Below are 21,776 nucleotides of genomic sequence, written 5' to 3'. Positions count from 1 at the left end.
CCTGCGACTGTCCCGGTTGCGCGGCCGAGGGGCCGGCGGGCGAAGGGGCTAGTGTGCAGTCCCGCAGATACGCCCGCACGAAATCCACCCCTAGCCGCCTGCCGCCGCCACGTCGGGATCCGAGCCGGCGGTATCCAGCAGCCATTTCCTGAAGCAGGCCAGCGCGTAGTGGTCGCGCCGCTGTGGCGGCGCGCAGAGGTGGTAGCCGCGGGCGATGCGCGCCTGCAGCCCGGGGAAGGGGGCGGCCACGCGGCCGGCCAGCAGATCGTCGCGCACCAGGCAGCGCTGCAGCACGGCGATGCCCATGTCCGCCATCACGGCCCGCACCAGCAGCGAGACCTGGTCGAAGCCGCTGGCCAGCTTCAGTCGCTCGCGCGGCGCGCCGACGGCGCTGAACCATTGCGTCCAATTCTCCACGCCATTGCCGTGATAGAGCAGCGGCTCGCCCAGCAGGCCGGCGGGCGTGTCCCACATGCCTTGTGACCGCCGCGCCGCCAGGCGCGCGGGATGGCAGATGACCACCATTTCGCGGCCGATCACGTAGTCGGCCTGCCAGCCGGGCCATTGGTCCCGCTCGCCCGAGAGGATGCTTGCATCGGGCGTGGCGCCGGAAAAATCCTCGTCGCGCCGGTAGGGCGCGAAGCTCAGCTGGATCTCGGGGTGACGCTGATGGAAGTCGGGCAGGCGCGGCATCAGCCAGGCGCTGGCCAGCGTCGGCACGCTCGATAGCGTCAGCTGCAGCCGCCGGTCCTGCGCGCGCAAGCCGGCGCTCAGGGTCTCGATGGCGCGCAGCGGCTCCTGGGCGCCGTCATAGAGCTTGCGGCCGGTGTCGGTCAGCGTCAGGCCGTGCGCGTTGCGGCGCATCAGCGGCTGGCCGAAATGCGCCTCCAGGCGCGAGATCGCCCGGCTGACCGCGCCCTGGGTCACGCACAGCGCCTCGGCGGCCTGGGTGAAGCTGCCCAGGCGGGCCGCCGTGACGAAGGCGTGCAGCTCCGACATGGAAGGCGAATGCAGGCGCATCGGGCGGTCTCTTGCATGATCTTTGGTAATGAAGGCGTGCAATATAGTCGTTTGAAAGGGGACCGTAAAGTTCGGACACTGGCGGCCTGCAACGACTACGTCACTTTCCCGGAGTAGCCCTCATGTCCCGCCGCCCTTCCGGCCGGTTCGCGCGCGTCGCGCTCGCCGGCATCATCGCCACGCTGACCTTTGCCGGCGCCGCCCGCGCCGCCGACTATCCCACCCGGCCGATCAAGCTGGTGGTGCCCTTCGCCGCCGGCGGTTCCACCGACATCGTGGCGCGCCTGGTGGCCGAGTACGCCGGCCGCGACCTGAAGCAGACCATCGTGGTCGAGAACAAGGCCGGCGCCGGCGGCTCGCTCGGCATGGAGCAGGTCGCCCGCTCGACGCCGGATGGCTACACCATCGGCATGGCGACGATGAGCACGCACGGTTCCAACCCGGCCGTCTACCGCAAGATGAACTACGATCCGGTCAAGGACTTCGCGCCGATCGGCAATGTGCTGGCCGTGCCCAGCATCTTCGCGGTCAATCCGCAGATCCCGGTCAAGAACATGGCCGAGTTCGTGGCGCTGGCCAAGGCCTCGCCCGACAAGTACAGCTTCGCCTCGCCGGGCGTGGGTTCGCTGGGCCACGTGAACATCGAGAACTTCATGATGCTGGCCGGCATGAAGCTGCTGCATGTGCCGTATCGCGGCGCGGGTCCGGCGCTCAACGATGTGATGGGCGGCCAGGTGGATGCCATCACCGACAACCTGTCCTCGACCCTGCCGCAGGTCGCCGGCGGCAAGCTGCGCGCGCTGGCCGTGCTGGGCGCGCAGCGTTCGCCCTTGCTGCCAGACGTGCCCACCTACATCGAGCTGGGCTATCCCGACATGGGCACGGGCGGCTGGTTCGGCCTGGTGGCGCCGGCCGGCACGCCGCCGGCCGTGATCGAGCGCCTGAATCAGGCGGTGCGCGCGGCGATGGACAATGCGGAATTCCGCAAGAAGGCGGAAGATGTGGGCGGCACGCTGATGCCGACTTCGCCGCAGGAGTTCCAGGCCCAGATCAACGAGGCCCTGGCCCGCTATGCCAAGGTGGCCAAGGCCGCCAACATCCAGGCAGACTGACAATGACGCAAGCCGATTTCCAGCCCGTATCCGTATTCGAACCCGCTGTCGCGGCGTTGCCGCTGGTCTGTGATTCGCCGCACAGCGGCGAGACGTATCCGGCGGATTTCGGCGCCGCGGCCTCGCTGGCGCAGCTGCGCCAGGGCGAGGACACGCATGTGGATGCGCTGTGGTCGGCGGCGCCAGCGCTGGGCGCGACCCTGGTCGCCGCCAATTTTCCGCGCGTGTACATCGATCCCAACCGCACGCTGCGCGACCTGGATCCCGAGCTGCTGGCCGAACCCTGGCCCGAGCCGCTGGAGCCCGGCGAAAAGACGCGGCTGGGCAAGGGGCTGATCTGGCGCCGCATGGACAAGGCCACGCCGATCTACGACCGCAAGCTCACGCTCGCCGAGGTGCGCCATCGCATTCAGGCCTATTACGAGCCCTATCACGCGGCCCTGTCGCGCGCGATCGGCGATACCGTGCGGCGCTTCGGCGCGGTCTGGCACCTGAACCTGCATTCCATGCCCAACGATGCCTATGAGCGGCTGGGCCGGACCAGTCCGCATCCGCTGGCCGACTTCGTGCTGGGCGATCGCGACGGCAGCACGTGCGAACCGGAGTTCATCGCCCTGATCGAGACCGCCTTGCGCGCCAAGGGCTATACCGTTGCGCGCAACGATCCCTACAAGGGCGTGCAGCTGATCGCGCAGATCGGCCAGCCCGCGCTGAACCGCCACAGCCTGCAGGTCGAGATCCGCCGCCCGCTGTACATGGACGAGATCAGCCGCGAACGCAATGAAGGCTTCGAAGCGCTGCGCGCGGACCTGACCGATGTGCTGTCGCAAACCACCGCCTATGTGCGCGAGCGCATCGCCGCGACAGAATCGACAAAATAGAAAGTACGCCAGGAAGGCGGTTCCTCAAGGCGGCAAGAGCGGCGTTGACGCATGTCAACGCCGTTTTTATTGGCGCTGGCAAGATGGGTCCCCCTGTGCCAGGGCGGCGCGACGGCTGTCTGCTTAAGTTTCAGCCGCGTCCGCCGTTGTCGTAGGACAGCAGCGTGTCGCGGTGCGACCGCGCCATAAGAGACAAGGAACCGGCATGGCCGAGAAGATCATCAACGGATTTTCAGTGGTGGCGTATGCGACGCAACCCGAGGGGCGCGTGCCCGCGCGCGCGTTTCTGGAGACGCGGCGCGTGCCCGTGAAACCGCCCAAGGACGCCGTGAAGCCGTCCAAGGACGCCGCGAAGGCGCAGGCGGAAAAAGCGGCGCAGCAGGAAGGCGAGGAACCGCAGGATCAGGCGCCCGAGCAGGAAGAGCCGCAGCCTTTCGAGATCTTCATCAGCCGGCGCTTCCGCAGCACGGTCGAGGCGATGTCGGCCGCGCGCAACGCGCTGGATCGCGTCAAGAGCGTGGACGCGGAAGGCGTTCCGGACCACCTGCCGGAGTAGGCCGCGCGCCGCGCCGGCGGCGCTGCCGCCGGCATTCCGATGGCGCCGCGCGCCACCGGTCACATATTGTTATCCCGACTTTGTATTTGTCCTGGCCCTTGGCGCAGACGGATGATGCCGCATGGCAAGCATCGCCATTCACAGTCTGCTCATAAGGAAGGTTGATGAATACGAAAGTCCACACGGGCGCGGACGGCGCCCGGGGTTTGTCGCGCGGCATATCCCGCCGCGCGCTGTTGCGCGCCGCCGGCGTCGCCGGCCTGGCCGCGCCGCTCGGCATGCTGGGCTCGCGCGTGCTGGCGGCCAATACCGCGCCGCGCACGTTCAAGATCGCATGGAGCCAGACCGCCGTCTGCCAGTCGCCCGTGTCGGTGGCGCTGGAGCGCGGCTTCTTCGACAAATACGGCCTGCGCGTCGAGCGCATCAACTTCAGTGGCTCGACCGACCAGCTGCTTGAAGCCATCGCCACCGGGCATGCCGACGGCGGCATCGGCATGGCGCTGCGCTGGCTCAAGCCGCTGGAGCAGGGCTTCGACGTCAAGCTGGCCGTCGGCACGCACGGCGGCTGCATGCGGTTGCTGACGCCGGCTGATTCGCCCATCAAGAGCGTGCAGGACCTGAAGGGCCGGCGCGTGGCCGTGTCGGACCAGGCCAGCCCGGTGAAGAACTTCTTCGCCATCCGCGTGGCGCAGCTGGGCCTGGATCCCGATCAGGTGGACTGGCGCCAGTATCCGCAGGACCTGTTCGGCGAAGTGCTGAGGAAGGGCGAGGTCGACGCCATCGCTGGCGACGATCCGCTCATCTACACGCTGCGCGAGGACAACAAGCTGCGCGAGATCGCCACCAATCTGGAAGGTGACTACGAGAACCGCACCTGCTGCGTGCTGGGCCTGCGCGGCGACCTGGTGCGCAAGGATCCGGAGGCCGCCGCCGCCATCACGCGCGCGGTGATCGACGCGCAGCGCTGGACCGCGTCCAATCCCGACGAGACCGCGCGCATCTTCGCGCCCTACGTGCCGGGCAAGGTGCCGGCCGAGCGCGTGGCGCAGATCCTGCGCAGCCACTCGCACGGCCATGCTTCCACCGGCGCCGCGCTGCGCGAGGAAATCGTGGGCTACGCCAAGGACCTGAAGATCATCAAGGTCCTGAGCGCGAACCTGGACATCAACAAATACGCGCAAGCGGTGGTGCCCAATGTCCTCGGCTGACGCGGCGCTGGCCGCCAGCGCGGCGCGCGCTCCGGGGCGCGCCGCGCGCGCGCCGGGATGGCGCCTGTGGAAGACGGGCGTGGTCGCCGCCGCGCTGTGGGCCGGCGTGGGCGGGCTGACGCTGGGCCTGCCCAATGTCGAGGTCGGCTTCACGTCCTGGAGCTATACGCGCGAGTTCGGCGTGGCGGCGCTGGCGCTGGCGGCCCTGTTGCTGCTGGCGGCAGTGTCGGGCCGCGAACAGGCCCGGCCGGCGCAGGCGCTGCGCCGCGCCGGACCGTGGTTCGCGGCGCTGGCGGTGGCCGTGGGTGGTTGGGAGCTGGCAACCGCCAAGCTGGCCCTGTTGCCCAGTCCCTTCTTCGCGCCGCCGCAATCGCTGATCGAGGTCTACGTCTCGGACTACAAGCGGCTCCTGGACAGCCTGATCAATTCGCTGTGGCTGCTGTTCAACGGTTTCGCGCTGGGCGCGGCGGCGGGCTTCCTGACCGGCGTGGCGATCGGCTGGTCGCGCGGGCTGGGTTATTGGGTGCATCCGGTGCTGCGCTTCCTGGGGCCGGTGCCGTCGACCGCGCTCCTGCCGATGGCGTTCTACTTCTTTCCGTCCGGCTGGTCGGCGGCGGTGTTCCTGATCGCGCTGGCGACCTGGTTCCCCGTCACCGTGCTCACCTGGTCCGGCGTGGCGGGCGTGAACCGCGCCTACTACGACGTGGCGCGCACCATGGGCGCCAGCGAGTGGTTCCTGGTGCTGCGCGTGGCCATACCGGCGGCGCTGCCGCAGGTCTTCGTGGGCCTGTTCATGGGGCTGGGCGCGTCGTTCTCGGTGTTGGTGGCCGCTGAAATGATGGGCGTGAAATCCGGCCTGGGCTGGTATCTGTCCTGGGCGCAGGGCTGGGCGTCCTACGCCAATATGTACGGCGCGCTGATCGTGATGGCGCTGGTGTTCTCGGGCCTGATCACGCTGCTGTTCCTGGGGCGCGACCGCCTCCTCGCATGGCAGAAGGGAGTCGTCAAATGGTAGCCGTGGCGCAATCGGTTTCCCCGGCGCCGGCGGCGCATCCGCCGGGATTCGGCGCTGCGACGGGCGCGCAGCCGGCGCGCGGCGCGGCCTTGTCGGTGCGCGGCGTCAATCACCGCTTCGAGCTGGAAGGCGCGGCCCTGCCGGTGCTGGACAACATCGACCTGGATATCCAGCCGGGCGAGTTCGTGGCTCTGCTCGGTCCGAGCGGCTGCGGCAAGTCCACGCTGCTGCGCCTGGTCGCGGGACTGGAACCGCCGGCCGAGGGCGCGCTGCTGGCCGACGGCGAGCCCATCGCCGGTCCGTCGCCTTCGCGCATCGTGGTGTTCCAGGACCCCACGCTGTATCCCTGGCGCACGGTCCGGAACAACGTGGCGCTGGGCCTGCAGGCACGCGGCCTGCTCAAGACCCAGGGCGCGCGCGTGGACGATGCCTTGCAGCGCGTCGGCCTGCAGGCCTTCGGCCAGGCTTATCCGCATCAGCTGTCCGGCGGCATGGCGCAGCGCGCGGCGCTGGCGCACGCGCTGGTCAATGACCCGCGCATCCTGATCCTGGACGAGCCCCTGGGCAAGCTGGATTCGCTGACCCGCATCGCCATGCAGTCCGAGCTGGTGGACTTGTGGCAACGCGCGGGCTTCACCGCGCTGCTGGTGACGCACGACGTCGAGGAAGCGCTGTTCATGGCGACCCGCATCGTGGTGCTGAGCGAGCGGCCGGCGCGCATCAAGGACGAGATCGTCAACGACCTGCCGTACCCGCGCCATCGGGGCGATCCGAAGCTGGCGGCATTGCGGCATCGCGCCTTGGCGCTGTTGGGACTGGATGCGACGTGGTGAGTACCGTGGCAATGGCGCTGGCCGCCGCGGCGGCGCCAGCGGCCATGCTGGCCTGGTCGCGCGCCGCCCTGGCGGGCGCAAGCGGGGCGGGGCGCGCGCGGCTGGCCTGGGCTTCGGCCTGGACGCTGGCCGGGGTGGCCGGGCTGGTGGTCTTGGGCTGGTCGCGGGTGCAAGGCTTGCCGGGCCTGCTGGGTTCCCGCGCCGGACATCTGGCGCTGGCCTCGGGCGCGGCGCTGGCGCTGGCCCTGGCCGCCGCATGGCTGTGGCGGCGCGAGGCGGATGCGGATTCCAACGGCGGCACGCCGGCGCGTCACGGCGCGGTGCTGGCCGCCGGCGCGCTGGCCGTGCTGGCGCTGCTGCTGGGGCAGGGTTTCGCCTGGCAGGGAGGCGAGGCGCTGGCGGTGGCCCATTGGCCCTTTGCCTGGCGCTATGACGCGGACTTGCCGGTCAGCCCGCATACTTGGCGCAGGCTGGCCTGGGCCGGCGCGCAGATGGCGTCGGCCGTGCTGCTGGCCCTGGCCGCGTGGCGTTGGCGTCGCTGGCGCATCGCCCTGTCGCTGACGGCCATCGCGCTGGGTGCGAGCGTCAGCTGGCCGCATCCGCGCATGCTGCTGACCGAGGCGCGGGCCACTTCCTACCAGCGTTCGCCGCTGCCGTTCTCGGACCGGGAGCTGTTGCGCGGCGCGGCCCTGTATCAGGCGCACTGCGCGTCCTGCCACGGCGCCGCCGCGGACGGGCGCGGCGCGCGCGCGGCCAGCCTGCCGCGCTGGCCCAGCGTGCTGGGGCCTGCCCTGTTCGACAACCGGCTGGAGGGCGAGCTGCACTGGCGCGTGGCGCATGGCGGCGACGCGCCACAGGACGCCCCGGCCATGCCGGCCTTTGGCGCCGCGCTGAGCGGCGACGACATCTGGCGCGTGCTGGACTATCTGCGGCTGCAGGCCTATGGCGTGAGCGGCGGGGCGGGCATGCCGGCGGTGCCGGCGCCGGCGGTGGCGCTGTCGTGCCGGGACGGCCGAGAGGCCTGGCTGACGGATCTGCGCGGCCTGCCCGTGCGGGTGCTGGCGCAGGCGCCCGGCGCGTCGCCCGAGCCGCAGGACCCGCGCCTGCTGACCGTGGCCCTGAGCCGCGACGGCGCGCCGGTTGCCGACGCGGACTGCGTGGCGGCGGGGCCGCAAGCCTGGGCCGCCTATGCGCTGGCGGCGGGCCTGCCCGAGGACGGGCTGGCCGGCGCGCAATTCATGGTGGACCGGCGCGGCTGGCTGCGCGCGCGTCGGCTGCCGGGCGCGGCGCCGGCCTGGACCAGCGCCGACAACGTCTGCGGTCCCGACGGCCGCATGGAGAACAGCTCGGCCCAGGGCCTGGGCGAGCTGCTGGGGGCGATGGACCGCAAGCCCATCCCCATTCCCGATATCCGGCGCGCTCCGCAAGGAGCGGGCCTTCCGGATGCGCGCCACGCGCATCGTTCCTGAGCAAGCACCGAGACAGAAGCCATGAGCAACTTGAACGAATACCTGGGCCAGAAACGCGAAGCCGTGCTGCTGCGCAATGCCCGCGATCCGCAGACCGTCGAGCCTGTGAAGCTGCGCGCGCAGGTGTCGGCCGAAGGCCGCAGCGGCGTGCGCCGCATCCGCATCCGCGACCATCAGGTGGTGAGCGACAGCCCGGCCGATTTCGCCGGCTACGACCTGGGACCCAGTTCGCCCGAGCTGCTGCTCGGTTCGCTGGGCAGCTGCCTGACGCACATCTTCCTGATCAAGGCCGCCGAATTGCAGCTGCCGCTGGAGTCGTTGCAGGTGGAGATCGAAGGCGACCTGGATCCGCGCGGCGGCAAGCCGGGCTATGAGAACGTGCCGTTCTTCCCGCACAACATCCGCTACACCGCGCACATCGTGTCGCCGGCCGACGAGGCGCAAGTGCGCGCGGTGCACGAGGCGGTGGAGCAGTGGTGTCCCATCCTGAACCTGCTCAAGCGTCCGCAGCCGCTGGAGGGCAGCGTGCGGCACACTCGGCCGGCGACGCAGTAGGCAGGGCGGGATCGGGGCGCGCAGCCGGACGCGATCAGGGCGTAGGCGAGGGCGCTGGCATGGGCGCGCGTTTGGGCGAGTGGCGACCGGACGCTCAGGCCAGCCGGCTGCGCATCAGGATCTCGGTCAGCGCGCGCGTGGGCCGGTTGGGCGAGGGCGCCGCGATCACGATGAATTCCACCTGCGGCAGCGGCGGCAGCCGCTGCGCGCCGGCCGGCGGCGCCAGACCGGCGGTGGACAGGTGCGACGGCTGCACCGTCACGCCCAGGCCGGCGCGCGCCGCCGCCTGGCAGCCCGCATAGCTGGTGCTGGTGCAGACGATCTGCCAGCTGCGTCCGGCGCGCGCCAGCGCGTCCAGCGCCAGCCCGCGCGTGACGCTGGGCTCGCGCAGCAGGATCAGCGGCAGCGGCGCGTCGGGATCCAGCGGCAGGCCTTCCTTGGCCTGCCACAGCAGCGCCTCCTTGTGCAGCGTCTGGCCGCGCCGGTCGCCGCGCCGGCGCTTGCCTATCATCACGTCCAGCGCGTTGTCGTCCAGCAGCTTGTACAGCTCGCTGGTGACGCCGATGCTGATGTCCAGCTCGACCTCGGGATGCGCCAGCCGGAAGGCGGCCAGCACGTCGGGCAGGGGCCCCAGCGCCAGGTCGTCGGACGTGCCCAGCCGCACGCGGCCGCGCAGCCGGGGCGCATCGAACAGGCGCTCGGCCCGTTCATGGGCATCCAGGATGATGCGCGCATGCACCAGCAGGCTGCGGCCGTCGCTGGTCAACGCCAGCGTGTGGGTGTCGCGCACGAACAGTCGCCGGTTCAGCGCCTGCTCCAGCTGGCGCACGTGTTCGCTGACGGTGGGCTGGGTCAGGCCCAGCCGCCGCGCGGCCTCGGTGAAGCTGGGCGCGGCGGCGGCGGTGGCGAAGGTCTTGAGCCAGAGCGGATTCAGCATGGCGGCCTGTCATAGGAAATTCCGATGACAGTCAAAGTAATCAATGGGCTTCACGATGGCAAGGGGCGCGCCTATAGTGACCGGGAACTGTCCTGGAACTTCCGCCATGCGCCGCTTTCTGCCCGATGCCTTCACCCTCACGCTGATCGCCACCGTGATCCTGGCCAGCGTGTTTCCCGCCGTGGGCAAGGGGGCGTCGTTCATGCTGGTAGCCAGCAACGTGGCGATCTCGCTGCTGTTCTTCCTGCACGGGGCGCGGCTGTCCACCGACGCCATCGTGGCGGGAGTGAAGGACCTGCGCCTGCATGCCTTGATCCTGGGCTGCACCTTCGTGCTGTTCCCGCTGCTGGGCCTGGGACTGCGGGCGCTGTTTCCCGGCCTGCTGACGCCCGGCCTGTGGCTGGGCGTGCTGTTCGTCTGCACGCTGTCGTCCACGGTGCAGTCCTCCATCGCCTTCACGTCGATGGCGCGCGGCAACGTGCCCGGCGCCATCTGCGCGGCCACCGCGTCCAACCTGCTGGGCACGGTGCTGACGCCGCTGCTGGTGGCCGTGCTGCTGCATCGCCAGGGTGGCGGACACGGGCTGGCCGACGCCGGCCGCATCCTGCTGCAATTGCTGCTGCCGTTCGCGTTGGGCAGCCTGCTGCGGCCCTGGATCGGCGCCTGGGCCCAGCGCAACAGCCGCGTGCTGTCCAAGGTGGACCGAAGCTCGATCCTGCTGGCCGTCTACACCGCCTTCAGCGAAGCGGTGGCGCAGGGCATCTGGCACGCCTTTCCGCCGCTGGACCTGGCCACCATGGTGCTGGTCAACGCGGTATTGCTGGGCGCGGTGCTGCTGATCACCACCTGGGGCGCACGCCGGCTGGGCCTGTCCAAGGAGAACGAGATCACGCTGGTGTTCTGCGGCTCGAAGAAGTCGCTGGCCTCGGGCATTCCGCTGGCGACGGTGCTGTTCGGCACGTCGCAGATGGGCATCGTGGTGCTGCCCCTGATGATCTTCCACCAGATGCAGCTGATGGTCTGCGCGGTGCTGGCGCGGCGCTATGCCGACCGGGACGCGCCGGCCGCCGGGGATGCGGCTCCGGCCCGGGTCTGACGCGGCCCGGGCCTGGAGCCGGCATTGCTGTCCGGCGCTCGAGCCTGGGACTGGCGTGGCCGTCCGGCGGCGGGGGACGGCCCGCGCTCAGGCGGCGTCCAGCGGGCGGATCTTGCCGGCGGGACGCCAGTAGACCGCGCCGTCGCGTTCCTGCACGTCCAGCGCCGTGAGGCGGCCGTTCTTGCAGGGGCCGCCCACGCACAGGCCGGTGTCGGGCTGGTAGGTGGCGCCGTGGCGCGCGCACATGATGAGGTCGCCCGCGCGGGTGAAGAAGCTGCCTTCCCAGTCCAGTTCCACGCCCACGTGGGCGCAGCGGTTCAGGTAGCCGTGCACGCGGTCCTGGTAGCGCACGAAGAAGGCCGTGGTCTGGCCGGCGGCATCGTGCACCGGCACTTTCACGCCCAGGCCGCCGTTCACCAGGTCGGCGGCGCTACAGACGAGGACTTCGGGGGCGGCGGGGGATTCCTGCATGGCGGGGCCTTGGATTCAAAGGGGGCGATCTTCGGATAGTGGGGGCGGGCTTGTCAATCCGCCGGGCTGCGCAGCTGCCGCGCCCACATGCCGGCGTAGATGCCGTCGCGCGCCAGCAGTTCCTGGTGGCGGCCGCGCTCGACCACCAGGCCGTCGGCCAGCACGATGATCTCGTCGGCGTCGGCCACGGTCGACAGCCGGTGCGCGATGATGAGCGTGCTGCGGCCCTGGCTGACTTCGCGCAGGTTGGCCTGGATCTCGCGCTCGGTGTGGGTGTCCAGCGCGCTGGTGGCCTCGTCGAACAGGAATACCGCCGGGTTCTTGAGCAGGGTGCGGGCGATGGCCACGCGCTGCTTCTCGCCGCCGGACAGTTTCAGCCCGCGTTCGCCCACCATGGTGCCGTAGCCGTCGGGCATGGCCATGATCAGGTCGTGCACATGGGCCAGCCGCGCGGCAGCCTCGATCTCGGCGTCGCTGGCGCCGGGGCGGCCGTAGCCGATGTTGTAGCGGATGGTGTCGTTGAACAGCACCGTGTCCTGCGGCACCACGCCGATGGCCGCGCGCACGCTCTGCTGGGTGACTTCGCGCAGGTCCTGGCCGTCGATCAGGATGGCGCCGGCGTCGGCGTCGTAGAAGCGGAACAGCAGGCGGGCGATGGTGGACTTGCCCGCGCCCGACGGGCCGACCACAGCCACGGTCTTGCCGGCCGGGATGCGGAAGCTGACGCCCTTCAGGATCGGCCGGCGCTCGTCGTAGCCGAAGCGCACGTCGCGGAATTCGACCTCGGCGCCGCTGACCGCCAGGTCGCGCGCGCCGGGGCGGTCGGCGATCTCGCGATCCTGGTCCAGCAGCTCGAACATGCGTTCCATGTCGATGATGGCCTGCTTGATCTCGCGGTAGATGAAGCCGAAGAAGCTGAGCGGCGAATACAGCTGCAGCAGGTAGGTGTTGACCAGCACGAAGTCGCCCAGCGTGTAGCGGCCCTCGGCGATGCCCTGGGCAGCCATCCACATGACCAGCGTCAGGCCCGCGGAAATGATGGCGGCCTGGCCGATGTTCAGGATCGACAGGCTGACCTGGCTGCGCACGGCGGCGCGCTCGTAGCGGCTGAGCGAGGCGTCGAAGCGCCGCGCTTCGTGCTCCTCGTTGCCGAAGTACTTGACCGTCTCGTAGTTCAGCAGGCTTTCGATGGCCTTGGTGTTGGCCTCGGAGTCGGTCTCGTTCATCTGGCGGCGGAACTTGGCGCGCCATTCGGTGACCAGCAGCGTGTACGCGATGTACAGCGTGACCGTGGCGCCGGTGGCCAGCGCCAGCCAGCCGTCGAACATGCGCCACAGCACCAGGCAGACCAGCCCGATCTCGAAGAACGTGGGCAGGATGTTGAACAGCAGGAAGGACAGCAGTGTCTGGATGCCCTTGGTGCCGCGTTCGATGGCGCGGTTCAGCCCGCCGGTCTGGCGCGCCAGGTGAAAGCGCAGCGCCAGCCCGTGCAGGTGGCGGAAGATCTGCAGCCCGACCGCGCGGATGGCGTGCTGGCCGACGCGGGCGAAGATGGCGTCGCGCAGTTCGGAGAAGATCAGCGACAGCACCCGCGCCCCGCCGTAGGCCAGGATCAGGCCCAGCGGCACCGCGACCGCGCCGGGCGCGCCCTGGCCCAGCGCGTCGACCGCGTGCTTGTACAGCACCGGCACGTACACGGTCGCGGCCTTGGCCGCGAACAGACAGAGCAGGGCGATGACCACGCGCGCCTTCAGGCCGGGGCGTCCGGGCGGCCATAGATAGGGGAACAGGGTGCGCAGGGTGGAAGAGCCGTTGCGGCCCTGGGGCCGCGTGGGAGTGGCAGGCATGAGCAGATGGAATAGGTGGTGGGCGCGAGAGGCGGGGCGGACCCGCCAGCGCGGCGCCGGCCGACTCGCGGCGGCCGGGTTTTGGGCGCCATTATCGGACAGCGGCGCTATTATCTGCCTGAAAACCCTGGAATCGGACTGCTATTCCAGGGCATCGCGATCCAGCATCGCACCGCGGGCGCAGCGCGACGGGCCCGCATTCCTTGTGTTACAGACCAGGGGCTCCGCCCGGCTGCGGTTCCTGGTCGCGCGGCCGGACCGCCAAGGCGGCGCCGCGAATCATGGAGGGGTTTATGTCGAAAGTACCCGCAGTCAAATTGAACGACGGGAACAGGATTCCGCAGTTGGGCCTGGGCGTGTGGCAAGTGCCGGACGAGCAGGCCGCCGTCAGCGTCAAGGAAGCGCTTGCCGCCGGCTACCGGTCCGTGGACACGGCCGGGATCTACCAGAACGAGGAAGGCGTGGGCGCGGGGCTGCGCGCGGCCGGCGTCGCTCGCAAGGATCTGTTCGTCACCACCAAGCTGTGGAACGACAAGCACGGCTACGACGACGCCCACGCGGCGATGGACGAGAGCCTGCGCAAGCTGGGCCTGGCCTATGTCGACCTGTACCTGATTCACTGGCCGGTGGCCGGCAGCGACAAGTTCCTGGAAGCCTGGCGCGCGATGGTCGAGATGAAGCAGGACGGTCGCGCACGCTCGATCGGCGTGTCGAACTTCACCGAGGCCAACCTGACCCGGCTGATCAAGGATTCCGGCGTGACGCCGGCGGTGAACCAGATCGAGCTGCACCCCGGATTCGCGCAGCGCGAGCTGCGTGCCTTCCATGAGCGCCACGGCATCGCCACGGAATCCTGGAGCCCGCTGGCCCAGGGCAAGGCGGTGCAGGAAAAGGTGATCCTGGAACTGGCGCGCAAGCATGGCAAGACGCCGGCGCAGGTCACGCTGCGCTGGCACCTGCAGAGCGACCTGATCGTGATTCCGAAGTCGGTCACGCCGGCGCGCATACGCGAGAACATCGACGTGTTCGATTTCGAGCTGTCGCGGGCCGACATGGACGCCATCGACGGCATCGTCGAGGGCGCGCGCCTGGGACCGGATCCGGAGCGCTTCGGCAAATGAGCGATGCGCGCCCGGCCTGGGCCGGGCGCGGCTGCGCGGGCGGGAACGCGCGTCAGCGTTCCAGCGGGAAGGCCCAGTAGCGCACGATCACGCCCAGCAGGATGGCCAGCGCCGTCCACGAGGCCCAGTGCCAGCCGCCGGTGCCCAGCAAGGCGGCCAGCAGGCCGAACACGCTGAGCAGGCCCAGCACGATGGGCGCGCCCCAGACGAACATGAAACCGCGGTTCTGCTTGCTCATGCGGGCGTCCTTTGCGCGGCGGCCGCCGCTTCGTGCTTGCGCATCAGGTCGGCGATGCGCGCCTCGGTGGCGCGGCGCCGCGCCAGCCACAGGTACAGGCCGCTGACCAGCACCACGATGGTGATCAGGTCGAGCAAGGCCCAGATGATCTTCAGCGGCATGCCGCCGTAGTCGCCGAAATGCAGCGGGCGCGACAGCTCCAGCGCGGTCAGGTACCAGGGCATGCGGGCCACGGTGGTGAGCGCGCCGGTCGCGCCGTCCACCAGCACCGGCGTGTTCAGGCGCGAGGTGAGCGGGGTGTCGCCGCGCATCCACACCAGGTAGTGGTGGGGGCTGCCGTAGGCGTTGCCGGGAAAGGCGATGAAGGAAATCTCGGTGCCGGGCATGGCCTGGCGCGCGGTGTCGGCCGCAGCCTGCACCGAGGCCAGCTCGGCCGGGATGCCCTGGCCCTTGTAGGGCTCCAGGATGCCGACCAGCTCGGTGGACTGCCACAGGCGGAACAGCGGCGTGGACAGCTCGTTGACCACGCCCGTCAGTCCCACCACGAAGGCCCAGACCAGCGTGACGATGCCCAGCAGGTTGTGCAGGTCCAGCCATTTGAGCCGGGTCGAGCGCGAGGCGCGCACCGTGCCGAACTCGAGTTTCTTCATGAACGGGCCATACAGCACCACGCCCGACACGATGGCCACGCAGAACAGCAGGCCCATGAAGCCCAGGAACAGCTCGCCCGGCAGGCTGGCGAACAGGTCCACGTGCAGCGAGAGCATGATCCCCATGAAGGAAAAGCGGTCCTGCGAGTAGAGCGGACCGTCCAGCAGCACGTCGCCGGTGCGCGCGTCCATGCGCACCGCGTGGCCGGAGGCCAGGCCGTCGCCCGGCTTCCTGGCCATGCCGACGAAGGCCTGCGGCTCGTCCGGATCGAAGGACAGGTAGTCGACCACTTCGGCGGGGTACATCGAGCGGGCCTGGGCCACCAGCTTGTCGAAGTTGGCGCGCGGCGTGCCGGCGGGCACGTCCGACAAGGGCTTGCCGTCATCCAGCCAATGCTCGATCTCGTGGTGGAACACCAGCGGCAGGCCGGTCAGACAGATGATCAGCAGGAACGCCGTACAGATCAGGCTGGTCCATTTGTGGACCACATACCAGGTTTTGATGGTGGAGGCGGAGGCCATGGGAAGGGAGGACGGCGGAGGGCCGCAAGCGCGGCCCTCGGGTGTGTCGGTGGGTTGGAAGCGGAACAGTATCACGAATAATAGCTATTCTCGTAGAGTTTTGTGTGACGCCAGCCATTTGCCGGCCCGCGCCTGTCGCGGGCGAGCCGGCGTCCGTCAGCGCGCGGTTCCAAAGCGGGTTAAAAAGTAAGCTTGGCGGCGCCGTGTGGACGGCGTCCGCCAGCCGTCATTGGCCGGGCCCGTGCCTGTCCGCCACCCTGGAACACCATGCAGCAGTCTTTCCTCAGAATCCCCCGCAATGCCTCCGGCCGCGACTTCGCGGTGGGCGACGTGCACGGGCATTTTTCCCGCCTGCGCCAGAGCCTGGACCGGCTGGGCTTCGATCCGGCGCGCGACCGGTTGTTCTCGGTGGGCGACCTGGTGGACCGGGGACCGGAGAACGAGCAGGTGCTGGAATGGCTGGAGCAGCCCTGGTTCCACGCGGTGCAGGGCAATCACGAGGACTACGCGATCCGCCACGTCCGCAGCGGCAAGGTGGACCAGATGAACTGGCGCGGCTATGGCGGCGGCTGGTTCCTGGACCTGCCCGAGGAGCGGCAGCGCGTGTACGCGCAGGCCTTCGAGGCCTTGCCCGTGGCGATCGAGGTGGAAACGCGCGACGGGGCGGTGGGGCTGGTGCACGCGGACTGCCCGGTGCTGTTCTGGCCGCGCCTGGAAGAGGCGCTGCGCGACCGCTACAAGCGCACCAGCGCGGTCTGCCAGTGGTCGCGCGACCGCCTGCGCCTGGTGGACCGCGCCGGCGTGCTCGGCGTGCGCGCCGTGGTGGCGGGGCATACGCCCGTGGCCGAGCCGCTGCTGCTGGGCAACGTCTATCACATCGACACCGAGGGCTGGAAGGATGGTTACTTCACCTTCCTGGACCTGGAATCGCTGCAGGCCTGGCCGCGCGCCATGGTGACCGAGCCCGAGTCGGCGGACGACGAGGCGGGCCAGGATCCGGCCTGATTCCTCTTCAAGACGGCTTCATATAGGCAGGACAGCGGGCGCCGGGCCAGACCCGGCGCCGCGTCGACTTACACGCGCGGCACGGGAATGGGCGGGAAGGCGGGGTCGCCGCCCGCGGGGGCCTGGCCCGGGGGCTGGCCTTGCGCGCGGCCCGGCACCGCGCCGGGCGTCGGCACGGGCAGCGGCTGGGCCACCGGCGCCTGGGCCGGCAGGCCTTGCGGCTGCGCCTGGTCCGGCTGGGCGATGGCGGGCTGTCCGGCGGCGGCCGGTCCCGCGCCGGGCTGACCCGCGCCAGGCAGCGCCGCGCCCGGCGTGGACAGCGGACGCACCGTGTTGTCGACGCCGCCGGTGGAGCGGTTGTTGTTGAGGAAATCGGTCAGCGCATCGCCCGAGGACAGGTCCAGCGAGGCCACCGCCTGGCCGGGCGGGAATTCACTGAAATAGAACTCGCCGTTGTCCACCAGCAGGCCGTCCGGGCGCGGCGCGGGCTTGCTTTCAGGCACGCCCTTGAGCACGGGCTGCATGTAGTCCAGCCAGGTGCTCAGGGCCAGGCCGCTGCCGAATTCGTTCGTGCCCAGCGAGCGCGGCTGGTCGAAACCCATCCAGACGGTGGTGGCCAGCGTGGGCGTGAAGCCCGAGAACCAGACGTCGACGGCCTCGTTGGTGGTGCCGGTCTTGCCGCCCACGTCGTTGCGCTTGAGCTGCTGGTGCGCGCGCGCGCCGGTGCCGCTGGTGGCGGCGTCGCGCAGGATGCCGTCCATGACCCAGGCGGTGCGCGGGTCGATCGCGCGCGCGGCGGCGTCGCCGGCGACCACGGGCTGGGCCTGCATCAGCACATGGCCCGAGCGGTCGGTGACGCGGTCGATCAGGAAGGGCGTGACGCGGTAGCCGCCGTTGGCGAACACGCTGTAGCCGTTGACGACCTGCAGCGGCGTGGCGCCGCCCGCGCCCAGCGCCAGCGGCAGCACCGCCGGCCAGCGCGCCTTGTCGAAGCCGAAGCGGGTCAGGTAGTCCTGCGCGTATTGCGGGCCGATGGCCTGCAGGATGCGGATCGACACCATGTTCTTCGAGCGCATCAGGCCCTGGCGCAGGGTCAGCATGGGCTCGTAGCGGTTGCCGTCGTTCTTGGGCGACCAGGCCTTGGAACCGGTCTGCTCGGCGGTCAGCATGAAGGGCTGGTCCGAGATCTGGGTGGCCGGCGTCAGGCCGCGCTCCAGCGCCGCCGCGTAGACGAAGGGCTTGATGTTCGAGCCCGGCTGGCGCCAGGCCTGGGTGGCGCGGTTGAAGGTGCCACGGTTGTAGTCGAAGCCGCCGATCATGGCGCGGATCGCGCCGTCCTGCGGCGCCATCGACACCAGCGCCGCCTGCAGCGCCGGCATGTTGATGATCTCCCAGCCGTCGCCGGCCTTGTGGATGTAGACCACCGAGCCGCGCCGCAGCCGCTGGCTGTCGGACGCCTTGGGGTTGAGCGCGCGCGCCACCACGGCCAGCGCCTTCTTGTCGGAGATCGTGATGATGTCGCGCGCGCTGCGGGCCACGGTCACTTCCGTCGGGCTGGCGGTCAGCACCACGGCGGCCAGCAGGTCCTCGCTGTCCGGCGTCTTTTCCTGCACGCCGTCCAGGATGTCGTCCAGCGCCTGGGCGTCCTTCTCGACGCCGTCGGGCAGGTCGATCTGGTCCTCGGGGCCGGGATAGACCGAGCGGCGGGTGTAGTCCAGCACGCCGTCGCGCACCGCGCGGTAGGCGGCTTCCTGCGCCTTGGAGTCGATCGTGGTGTAGACGTCGATGCCCTTGGAGTAGGTCTGTTCCTGGAACACGCCGTACATCAGCTGGCGCGCCAGCTCGGCCGGATAGTCGCCGTGGATGGCGAAGCCGCGCGGGCTGGCGCCTTCGGTGCCGCGCACGATCACGCGCTGCTTGAAGGCTTCCTCGGTCTGTTCGGGCGTCAGGTAGCCCAGCGCCTTCATGCGGTTCAGCACATAGTGCTGGCGGATCTCGGCGCGCGGGAAATTGGTGATGGGATTGAAGCGTGACGGCGCCTTGGGAATGCCGGCCAGCATGGCGGCCTCGGCCGGCGTGACGTCCGACAGCGGCTTGCCCAGGTAGGTGCGCGAGGCGGCCGCGAAGCCGTAGGCGCGGTGGCCCAGGTAGATCTGGTTCATGTAGAGCGCCAGGATCTCGTCCTTGCTGAGTTCGGACTCGATCTTGAAGGTCAGCAGCAGCTCGTAGAACTTGCGCGAGTAGGTCTTTTCCGACGACAGGTAGAAGTTGCGCGCCACCTGCATGGTGATGGTGCTGCCGCCCTGGCTCTTGGAGCCCTTGACCACGTTGGTCAGGATCGCGCGCGCCACGCCCATCCAGTCCACGCCGCCGTGGCGGTAGAAACGGTCGTCCTCGGCCGACAGCACGGCATTGCGCATGACTTCGGGAATTTCATCGAAGCGCAGCACGTTGCGGTGTTCTTCGCCGTATTCGCCGATCAGGACCTTGTCGGCCGTGTAGATGCGCAGCGGCACGCGCGGCCGGTAATCGGTCATGGCGTGCAGGTCGGGCAGGCTGGGCCAGGCCAGCGCCAGCGCCATGCCGAGCAGCACGGCGGCGCAGACGCCGGCGCCGGCCACGGCGACGCCGGTCTTGATCAGGAAGGGCTTCCAGGAGAAGCGCCGTTTGCCGCGAGGGGCGTCGGAAGAATGCTGGGGATTGCTCATTGCTGGCGATTCTAGGGCGTAACGCGATAGACCGGCTTTGCGGCGAATTGGTTTCGGTAACCAGACATGGCCGGGCCGGTCGGGGACGGAGTGGGGCGCGCTTGCGGGCTGGCCGCGGGGCCGCGGCGCCGGTGCGTCCGGGCGCTATTGTCGCCGATCCTTCCGGGGACAGGCTTAAGCGGCGCTGAAATTCGCCGCGCGCCGGACGCGCGTGGCCTCATGCGGGCTGAGCCGGCAGATAGCGTTGCGGCGGGGCGCCGAGCGCGCGCCGGAACATGGCGGTGAAGGCGCTGGCGCTGCGGTAGCCCAGGCTGGCCGCGACGCGCGCGACCGGCTCGCCCAGCGCCAGCCGGCAGACCGCGTCGGCCAGCCGCAGCTGCTGCACCCACTGGCGGTAATTCAGGCCCAGCTCGGACTGGAACAGGCGGATCAGCGTGCGCGCGCTGGCGCCGACCTCGTCGCCCCAGTCCTCGATGCTGCGCGACAGGCCCGGCTGGTCCAGGATGGCGGCGCAGATGGCCTGCAGCCGGCGGTCGCGCGGCCAGGGGATCTGGAAGGGCACCACGCGCGCGGCGGCCAGCTCCGATTGCACCAGCGCGGCGATCTGGCCCGCGCGGCCTTCCTCGGGATAGTCGATCGGCTCGGCGGTCAGCGCCAGGATCAGTTCGCGCAGCAGGCCGCCGACCTCGATCACCTGGCATTCGGGCCAATAGGCGCTGGCGGCGTCGGCGCGAACATAGAGCGAGCGCATCGACACCGCGCCCACCATCTCGACCTCGTGCGGCACGCCGGACGGCACCCACAGCGCGCGCAGCGGCGGCAGCGCCCAGAAGCCGCTGGGCGTGCTGACCCGCATCACGCCCTCGACCGCGTACAGCAGCTGGGCGCGCGGATGCGTGTGCGCGCCGGTGCGGGCGCCGGCGGGGAAATCCTTGGCCATGGCCGTGACCGCGCGCGGACGATCCTGGTAGTCCTGGGCATCGATGCTGCGGGCGGGGTCGGGAGCGGGGCGGCGGGTGGCCATGTCTGTCACTTCGAGGCGGGTGATAAGCACCCTGGCTCAGGTGCAAAACGCCTATTTTGTCACTTTCCCGACGAAAATTGGCAGATCGCTCCCGATCAACCTTCCTACACTGGCAAGCAGAGGCCGGCGCTTGCGCAAGCGCGGCCGGCCTCGCCGTCCACGTCCCGTTTTTCCAGACCCGCCTTTTCAGATTCCTGACCGCCCAGACATGAACGCTGCCCAGAATCCCGCCGTCGCCGCCGAGCCCGCCCCAGTCGCGGCGCCCGGCCCCGCGCGCGACACCGCCGCGCAGGACGCTTCCACCGCCTTCAAGGTGCTGGGCGCGATCAGCGTGGCGCACCTGATGAACGACATGATCCAGTCCATCCTGCTGGCCATCTATCCGATGCTCAAGGAAGGATTCAGCCTGTCGTTCTCGCAGATCGGCCTGATCACGCTGGTCTACCAGCTGGCCGCCTCGCTGTTGCAGCCCTTCATCGGGCTGTACACCGACCGCCACCCCAAGCCGTATTCGCTGCCGGTGGGGATGGGCTTCACGTTGGCCGGCCTGCTGCTGCTGTCGGTGGCGCCGACCTTTGGCTGGCTGCTGGTGGCGGCGGTGCTGGTGGGCACCGGCTCGTCGGTGTTCCATCCCGAGTCCTCGCGCGTGGCGCGCATGGCCTCGGGCGGACGCCACGGCCTGGCGCAATCGCTGTTCCAGGTTGGCGGCAACGTCGGCTCGGCGCTGGGGCCGCTGCTGGCGGCGCTGTTCATCATTCCGCACGGGCAGCGCAGCGTGGCTTGGTTCTCGCTGGCGGCGCTGTTCGGCATCGTTGTGCTGACCGGCATTGGCCGCTGGTACAGCGCCAACCGCGCCCGCCTGAAGCCGCGCGCGCGGCGCGACGGCGCGGCGGTGGAGCTGCCGCGCAAGCGCGTGCTGGCGGCGCTGGCGGTGCTGGGCGTGCTGGTGTTCTCCAAGTATTTCTACCTGGCCAGCCTGAACAGCTATTTCACCTTCTACCTGATCGACAAGTTCGGCCTGTCGACGCGCGAGGCGCAGCTATACCTGTTCCTGTTCCTGGCGGCCGTGGCCGTGGGCACGGTGGTGGGCGGTCCGGTGGGCGACCGCATCGGCCGCAAGATCGTGATCTGGGTGTCGATCCTGGGCGTGGCGCCATTCACGCTGATGCTGCCGCACGCCAACCTGTTCTGGACGGCGGTGCTGGTGGTGATCATCGGCGCGGTGCTGGCCTCGGCCTTCTCGGCCATCGTGGTCTATGCGCAGGAGCTGGTGCCGGGCAAGGTCGGCATGATCGCGGGCCTGTTCTTCGGCCTGTCGTTCGGCATGGGCGGGCTGGGCGCGGCCGCGCTGGGCCGGCTGGCCGACGCCACCAGCATCGGCTATGTCTACCAGGTCTGCGCCTACCTGCCGCTGCTGGGCGTGGTGGCGATCCTGCTGCCGAAGATGGGCGGCAAGCGCGCCTGAGAGACGTTGCCGCGAGCGGGCCCGGGTCCTTGCGGCCCGGGCC

At 70.0% G+C, this 21,776-nt stretch carries 20 protein-coding genes; 12 read left to right on the top strand and 8 right to left on the bottom strand.

Features of this window, described 5'->3' with window-relative positions:
- Window positions 1-90 precede the first annotated feature (90 nt).
- The gene (locus AC6LJ9_RS15890) at window positions 91-1,020 is read right to left on the bottom strand and encodes a LysR substrate-binding domain-containing protein (RefSeq protein ID WP_498148309.1); all 930 of its coding nucleotides are present in this window, start codon (window positions 1,018-1,020) and stop codon (window positions 91-93) included.
- 122 nt (window positions 1,021-1,142) lie between these two features.
- Here AC6LJ9_RS15890 and AC6LJ9_RS15885 point away from each other — a divergent pair, with 122 nt between their 5' ends.
- The 8 genes from AC6LJ9_RS15885 to AC6LJ9_RS15850 all read left to right on the top strand — a co-directional run bounded on the left by AC6LJ9_RS15885 (window position 1,143) and on the right by AC6LJ9_RS15850 (window position 8,649).
- On the top strand, window positions 1,143-2,132 hold the full coding sequence (locus tag AC6LJ9_RS15885; protein ID WP_498148308.1) for a Bug family tripartite tricarboxylate transporter substrate binding protein: 990 nt from the start codon (window positions 1,143-1,145) through the stop codon (window positions 2,130-2,132).
- A gap of 2 nt (window positions 2,133-2,134) precedes the next feature.
- A complete protein-coding gene (locus tag AC6LJ9_RS15880; RefSeq protein WP_498148307.1) occupies window positions 2,135-3,013 on the top strand; it encodes an N-formylglutamate amidohydrolase in 879 nt (292 codons plus the stop codon).
- A gap of 205 nt (window positions 3,014-3,218) precedes the next feature.
- Window positions 3,219-3,569 (top strand): hypothetical protein, encoded by a 351-nt coding sequence (locus AC6LJ9_RS15875; RefSeq protein ID WP_498148306.1) that lies wholly within the window; start codon window positions 3,219-3,221, stop codon window positions 3,567-3,569.
- A 164-nt stretch (window positions 3,570-3,733) separates the two neighbouring features.
- Entirely contained in the window at window positions 3,734-4,777 is a 1,044-nt protein-coding gene (locus AC6LJ9_RS15870; RefSeq protein WP_212318411.1) for an ABC transporter substrate-binding protein, read from the top strand.
- Complete coding sequence (locus AC6LJ9_RS15865) at window positions 4,764-5,792, top strand: ABC transporter permease (RefSeq protein WP_498148305.1); 1,029 nt, start codon at window positions 4,764-4,766, stop codon at window positions 5,790-5,792. The genes AC6LJ9_RS15870 and AC6LJ9_RS15865 overlap by 14 nt, the downstream gene beginning before the upstream one ends.
- A complete protein-coding gene (locus AC6LJ9_RS15860) occupies window positions 5,786-6,625 on the top strand; it encodes an ABC transporter ATP-binding protein (RefSeq protein WP_498148304.1) in 840 nt (279 codons plus the stop codon). Before AC6LJ9_RS15865 ends, AC6LJ9_RS15860 begins: the two co-directional genes overlap by 7 nt.
- Window positions 6,622-8,094, top strand: coding sequence for a c-type cytochrome (locus AC6LJ9_RS15855; RefSeq protein WP_498148303.1), 1,473 nt, complete (start codon window positions 6,622-6,624; stop codon window positions 8,092-8,094). Before AC6LJ9_RS15860 ends, AC6LJ9_RS15855 begins: the two co-directional genes overlap by 4 nt.
- Before the next feature lie 21 nt (window positions 8,095-8,115).
- Window positions 8,116-8,649 carry an OsmC family protein gene (locus tag AC6LJ9_RS15850; RefSeq protein ID WP_212318416.1) on the top strand — a complete coding sequence of 178 codons (534 nt, stop codon included), beginning with the start codon at window positions 8,116-8,118 and terminating at the stop codon, window positions 8,647-8,649.
- A gap of 94 nt (window positions 8,650-8,743) precedes the next feature.
- On the opposite strand, the gene AC6LJ9_RS15845 is transcribed toward AC6LJ9_RS15850, so the two are convergent.
- Entirely contained in the window at window positions 8,744-9,586 is an 843-nt protein-coding gene (locus tag AC6LJ9_RS15845) for a LysR substrate-binding domain-containing protein (RefSeq protein ID WP_498148302.1), read from the bottom strand.
- Between the two features lie 106 nt (window positions 9,587-9,692).
- On the opposite strand from AC6LJ9_RS15845, the gene AC6LJ9_RS15840 reads away from it, so the two are divergent.
- On the top strand, window positions 9,693-10,682 hold the full coding sequence (locus AC6LJ9_RS15840; protein ID WP_498148301.1) for a bile acid:sodium symporter family protein: 990 nt from the start codon (window positions 9,693-9,695) through the stop codon (window positions 10,680-10,682).
- Window positions 10,683-10,769: 87 nt separating this feature from the next.
- Here the strand turns inward: AC6LJ9_RS15840 and AC6LJ9_RS15835 are convergent, their stop codons facing one another.
- Complete coding sequence (locus AC6LJ9_RS15835; protein ID WP_103273842.1) at window positions 10,770-11,153, bottom strand: Rieske (2Fe-2S) protein; 384 nt, start codon at window positions 11,151-11,153, stop codon at window positions 10,770-10,772.
- Between the two features lie 53 nt (window positions 11,154-11,206).
- Complete coding sequence (locus AC6LJ9_RS15830; RefSeq protein ID WP_498148300.1) at window positions 11,207-13,000, bottom strand: ABCB family ABC transporter ATP-binding protein/permease; 1,794 nt, start codon at window positions 12,998-13,000, stop codon at window positions 11,207-11,209.
- Window positions 13,001-13,293: 293 nt separating this feature from the next.
- Between AC6LJ9_RS15830 and AC6LJ9_RS15825 the strand changes: the two genes are divergently transcribed.
- Window positions 13,294-14,121: an aldo/keto reductase gene (locus AC6LJ9_RS15825; RefSeq protein ID WP_498148299.1), complete on the top strand. Its 828-nt coding sequence runs from the start codon at window positions 13,294-13,296 to the stop codon at window positions 14,119-14,121.
- Window positions 14,122-14,173: 52 nt separating this feature from the next.
- Here the strand turns inward: AC6LJ9_RS15825 and AC6LJ9_RS15820 are convergent, their stop codons facing one another.
- Window positions 14,174-14,359 (bottom strand): hypothetical protein, encoded by a 186-nt coding sequence (locus tag AC6LJ9_RS15820; RefSeq protein ID WP_498148298.1) that lies wholly within the window; start codon window positions 14,357-14,359, stop codon window positions 14,174-14,176.
- Window positions 14,356-15,531: a PepSY-associated TM helix domain-containing protein gene (locus tag AC6LJ9_RS15815; protein ID WP_498148297.1), complete on the bottom strand. Its 1,176-nt coding sequence runs from the start codon at window positions 15,529-15,531 to the stop codon at window positions 14,356-14,358. The genes AC6LJ9_RS15820 and AC6LJ9_RS15815 overlap by 4 nt, the downstream gene beginning before the upstream one ends.
- A gap of 267 nt (window positions 15,532-15,798) precedes the next feature.
- Here AC6LJ9_RS15815 and AC6LJ9_RS15810 point away from each other — a divergent pair, with 267 nt between their 5' ends.
- A complete protein-coding gene (locus tag AC6LJ9_RS15810) occupies window positions 15,799-16,536 on the top strand; it encodes a metallophosphoesterase (protein WP_212321503.1) in 738 nt (245 codons plus the stop codon).
- A 68-nt stretch (window positions 16,537-16,604) separates the two neighbouring features.
- Here the strand turns inward: AC6LJ9_RS15810 and AC6LJ9_RS15805 are convergent, their stop codons facing one another.
- Both AC6LJ9_RS15805 and AC6LJ9_RS15800 read right to left on the bottom strand, forming a co-directional pair.
- Window positions 16,605-19,244 carry a penicillin-binding protein 1A gene (locus tag AC6LJ9_RS15805; RefSeq protein ID WP_498148296.1) on the bottom strand — a complete coding sequence of 880 codons (2,640 nt, stop codon included), beginning with the start codon at window positions 19,242-19,244 and terminating at the stop codon, window positions 16,605-16,607.
- Window positions 19,245-19,461: 217 nt separating this feature from the next.
- Window positions 19,462-20,268 (bottom strand): AraC family transcriptional regulator, encoded by an 807-nt coding sequence (locus tag AC6LJ9_RS15800; protein ID WP_498148295.1) that lies wholly within the window; start codon window positions 20,266-20,268, stop codon window positions 19,462-19,464.
- A 208-nt stretch (window positions 20,269-20,476) separates the two neighbouring features.
- Here AC6LJ9_RS15800 and AC6LJ9_RS15795 point away from each other — a divergent pair, with 208 nt between their 5' ends.
- Complete coding sequence (locus tag AC6LJ9_RS15795; RefSeq protein WP_498148294.1) at window positions 20,477-21,733, top strand: MFS transporter; 1,257 nt, start codon at window positions 20,477-20,479, stop codon at window positions 21,731-21,733.
- Window positions 21,734-21,776: the final 43 nt, after the last annotated feature.

This window comes from Achromobacter sp. 1011811831 (assembly GCF_059760905.1).
Note: the sequence above shows the minus strand (reverse complement) of the source record. Positions and strands in the feature narration are given on the sequence as shown.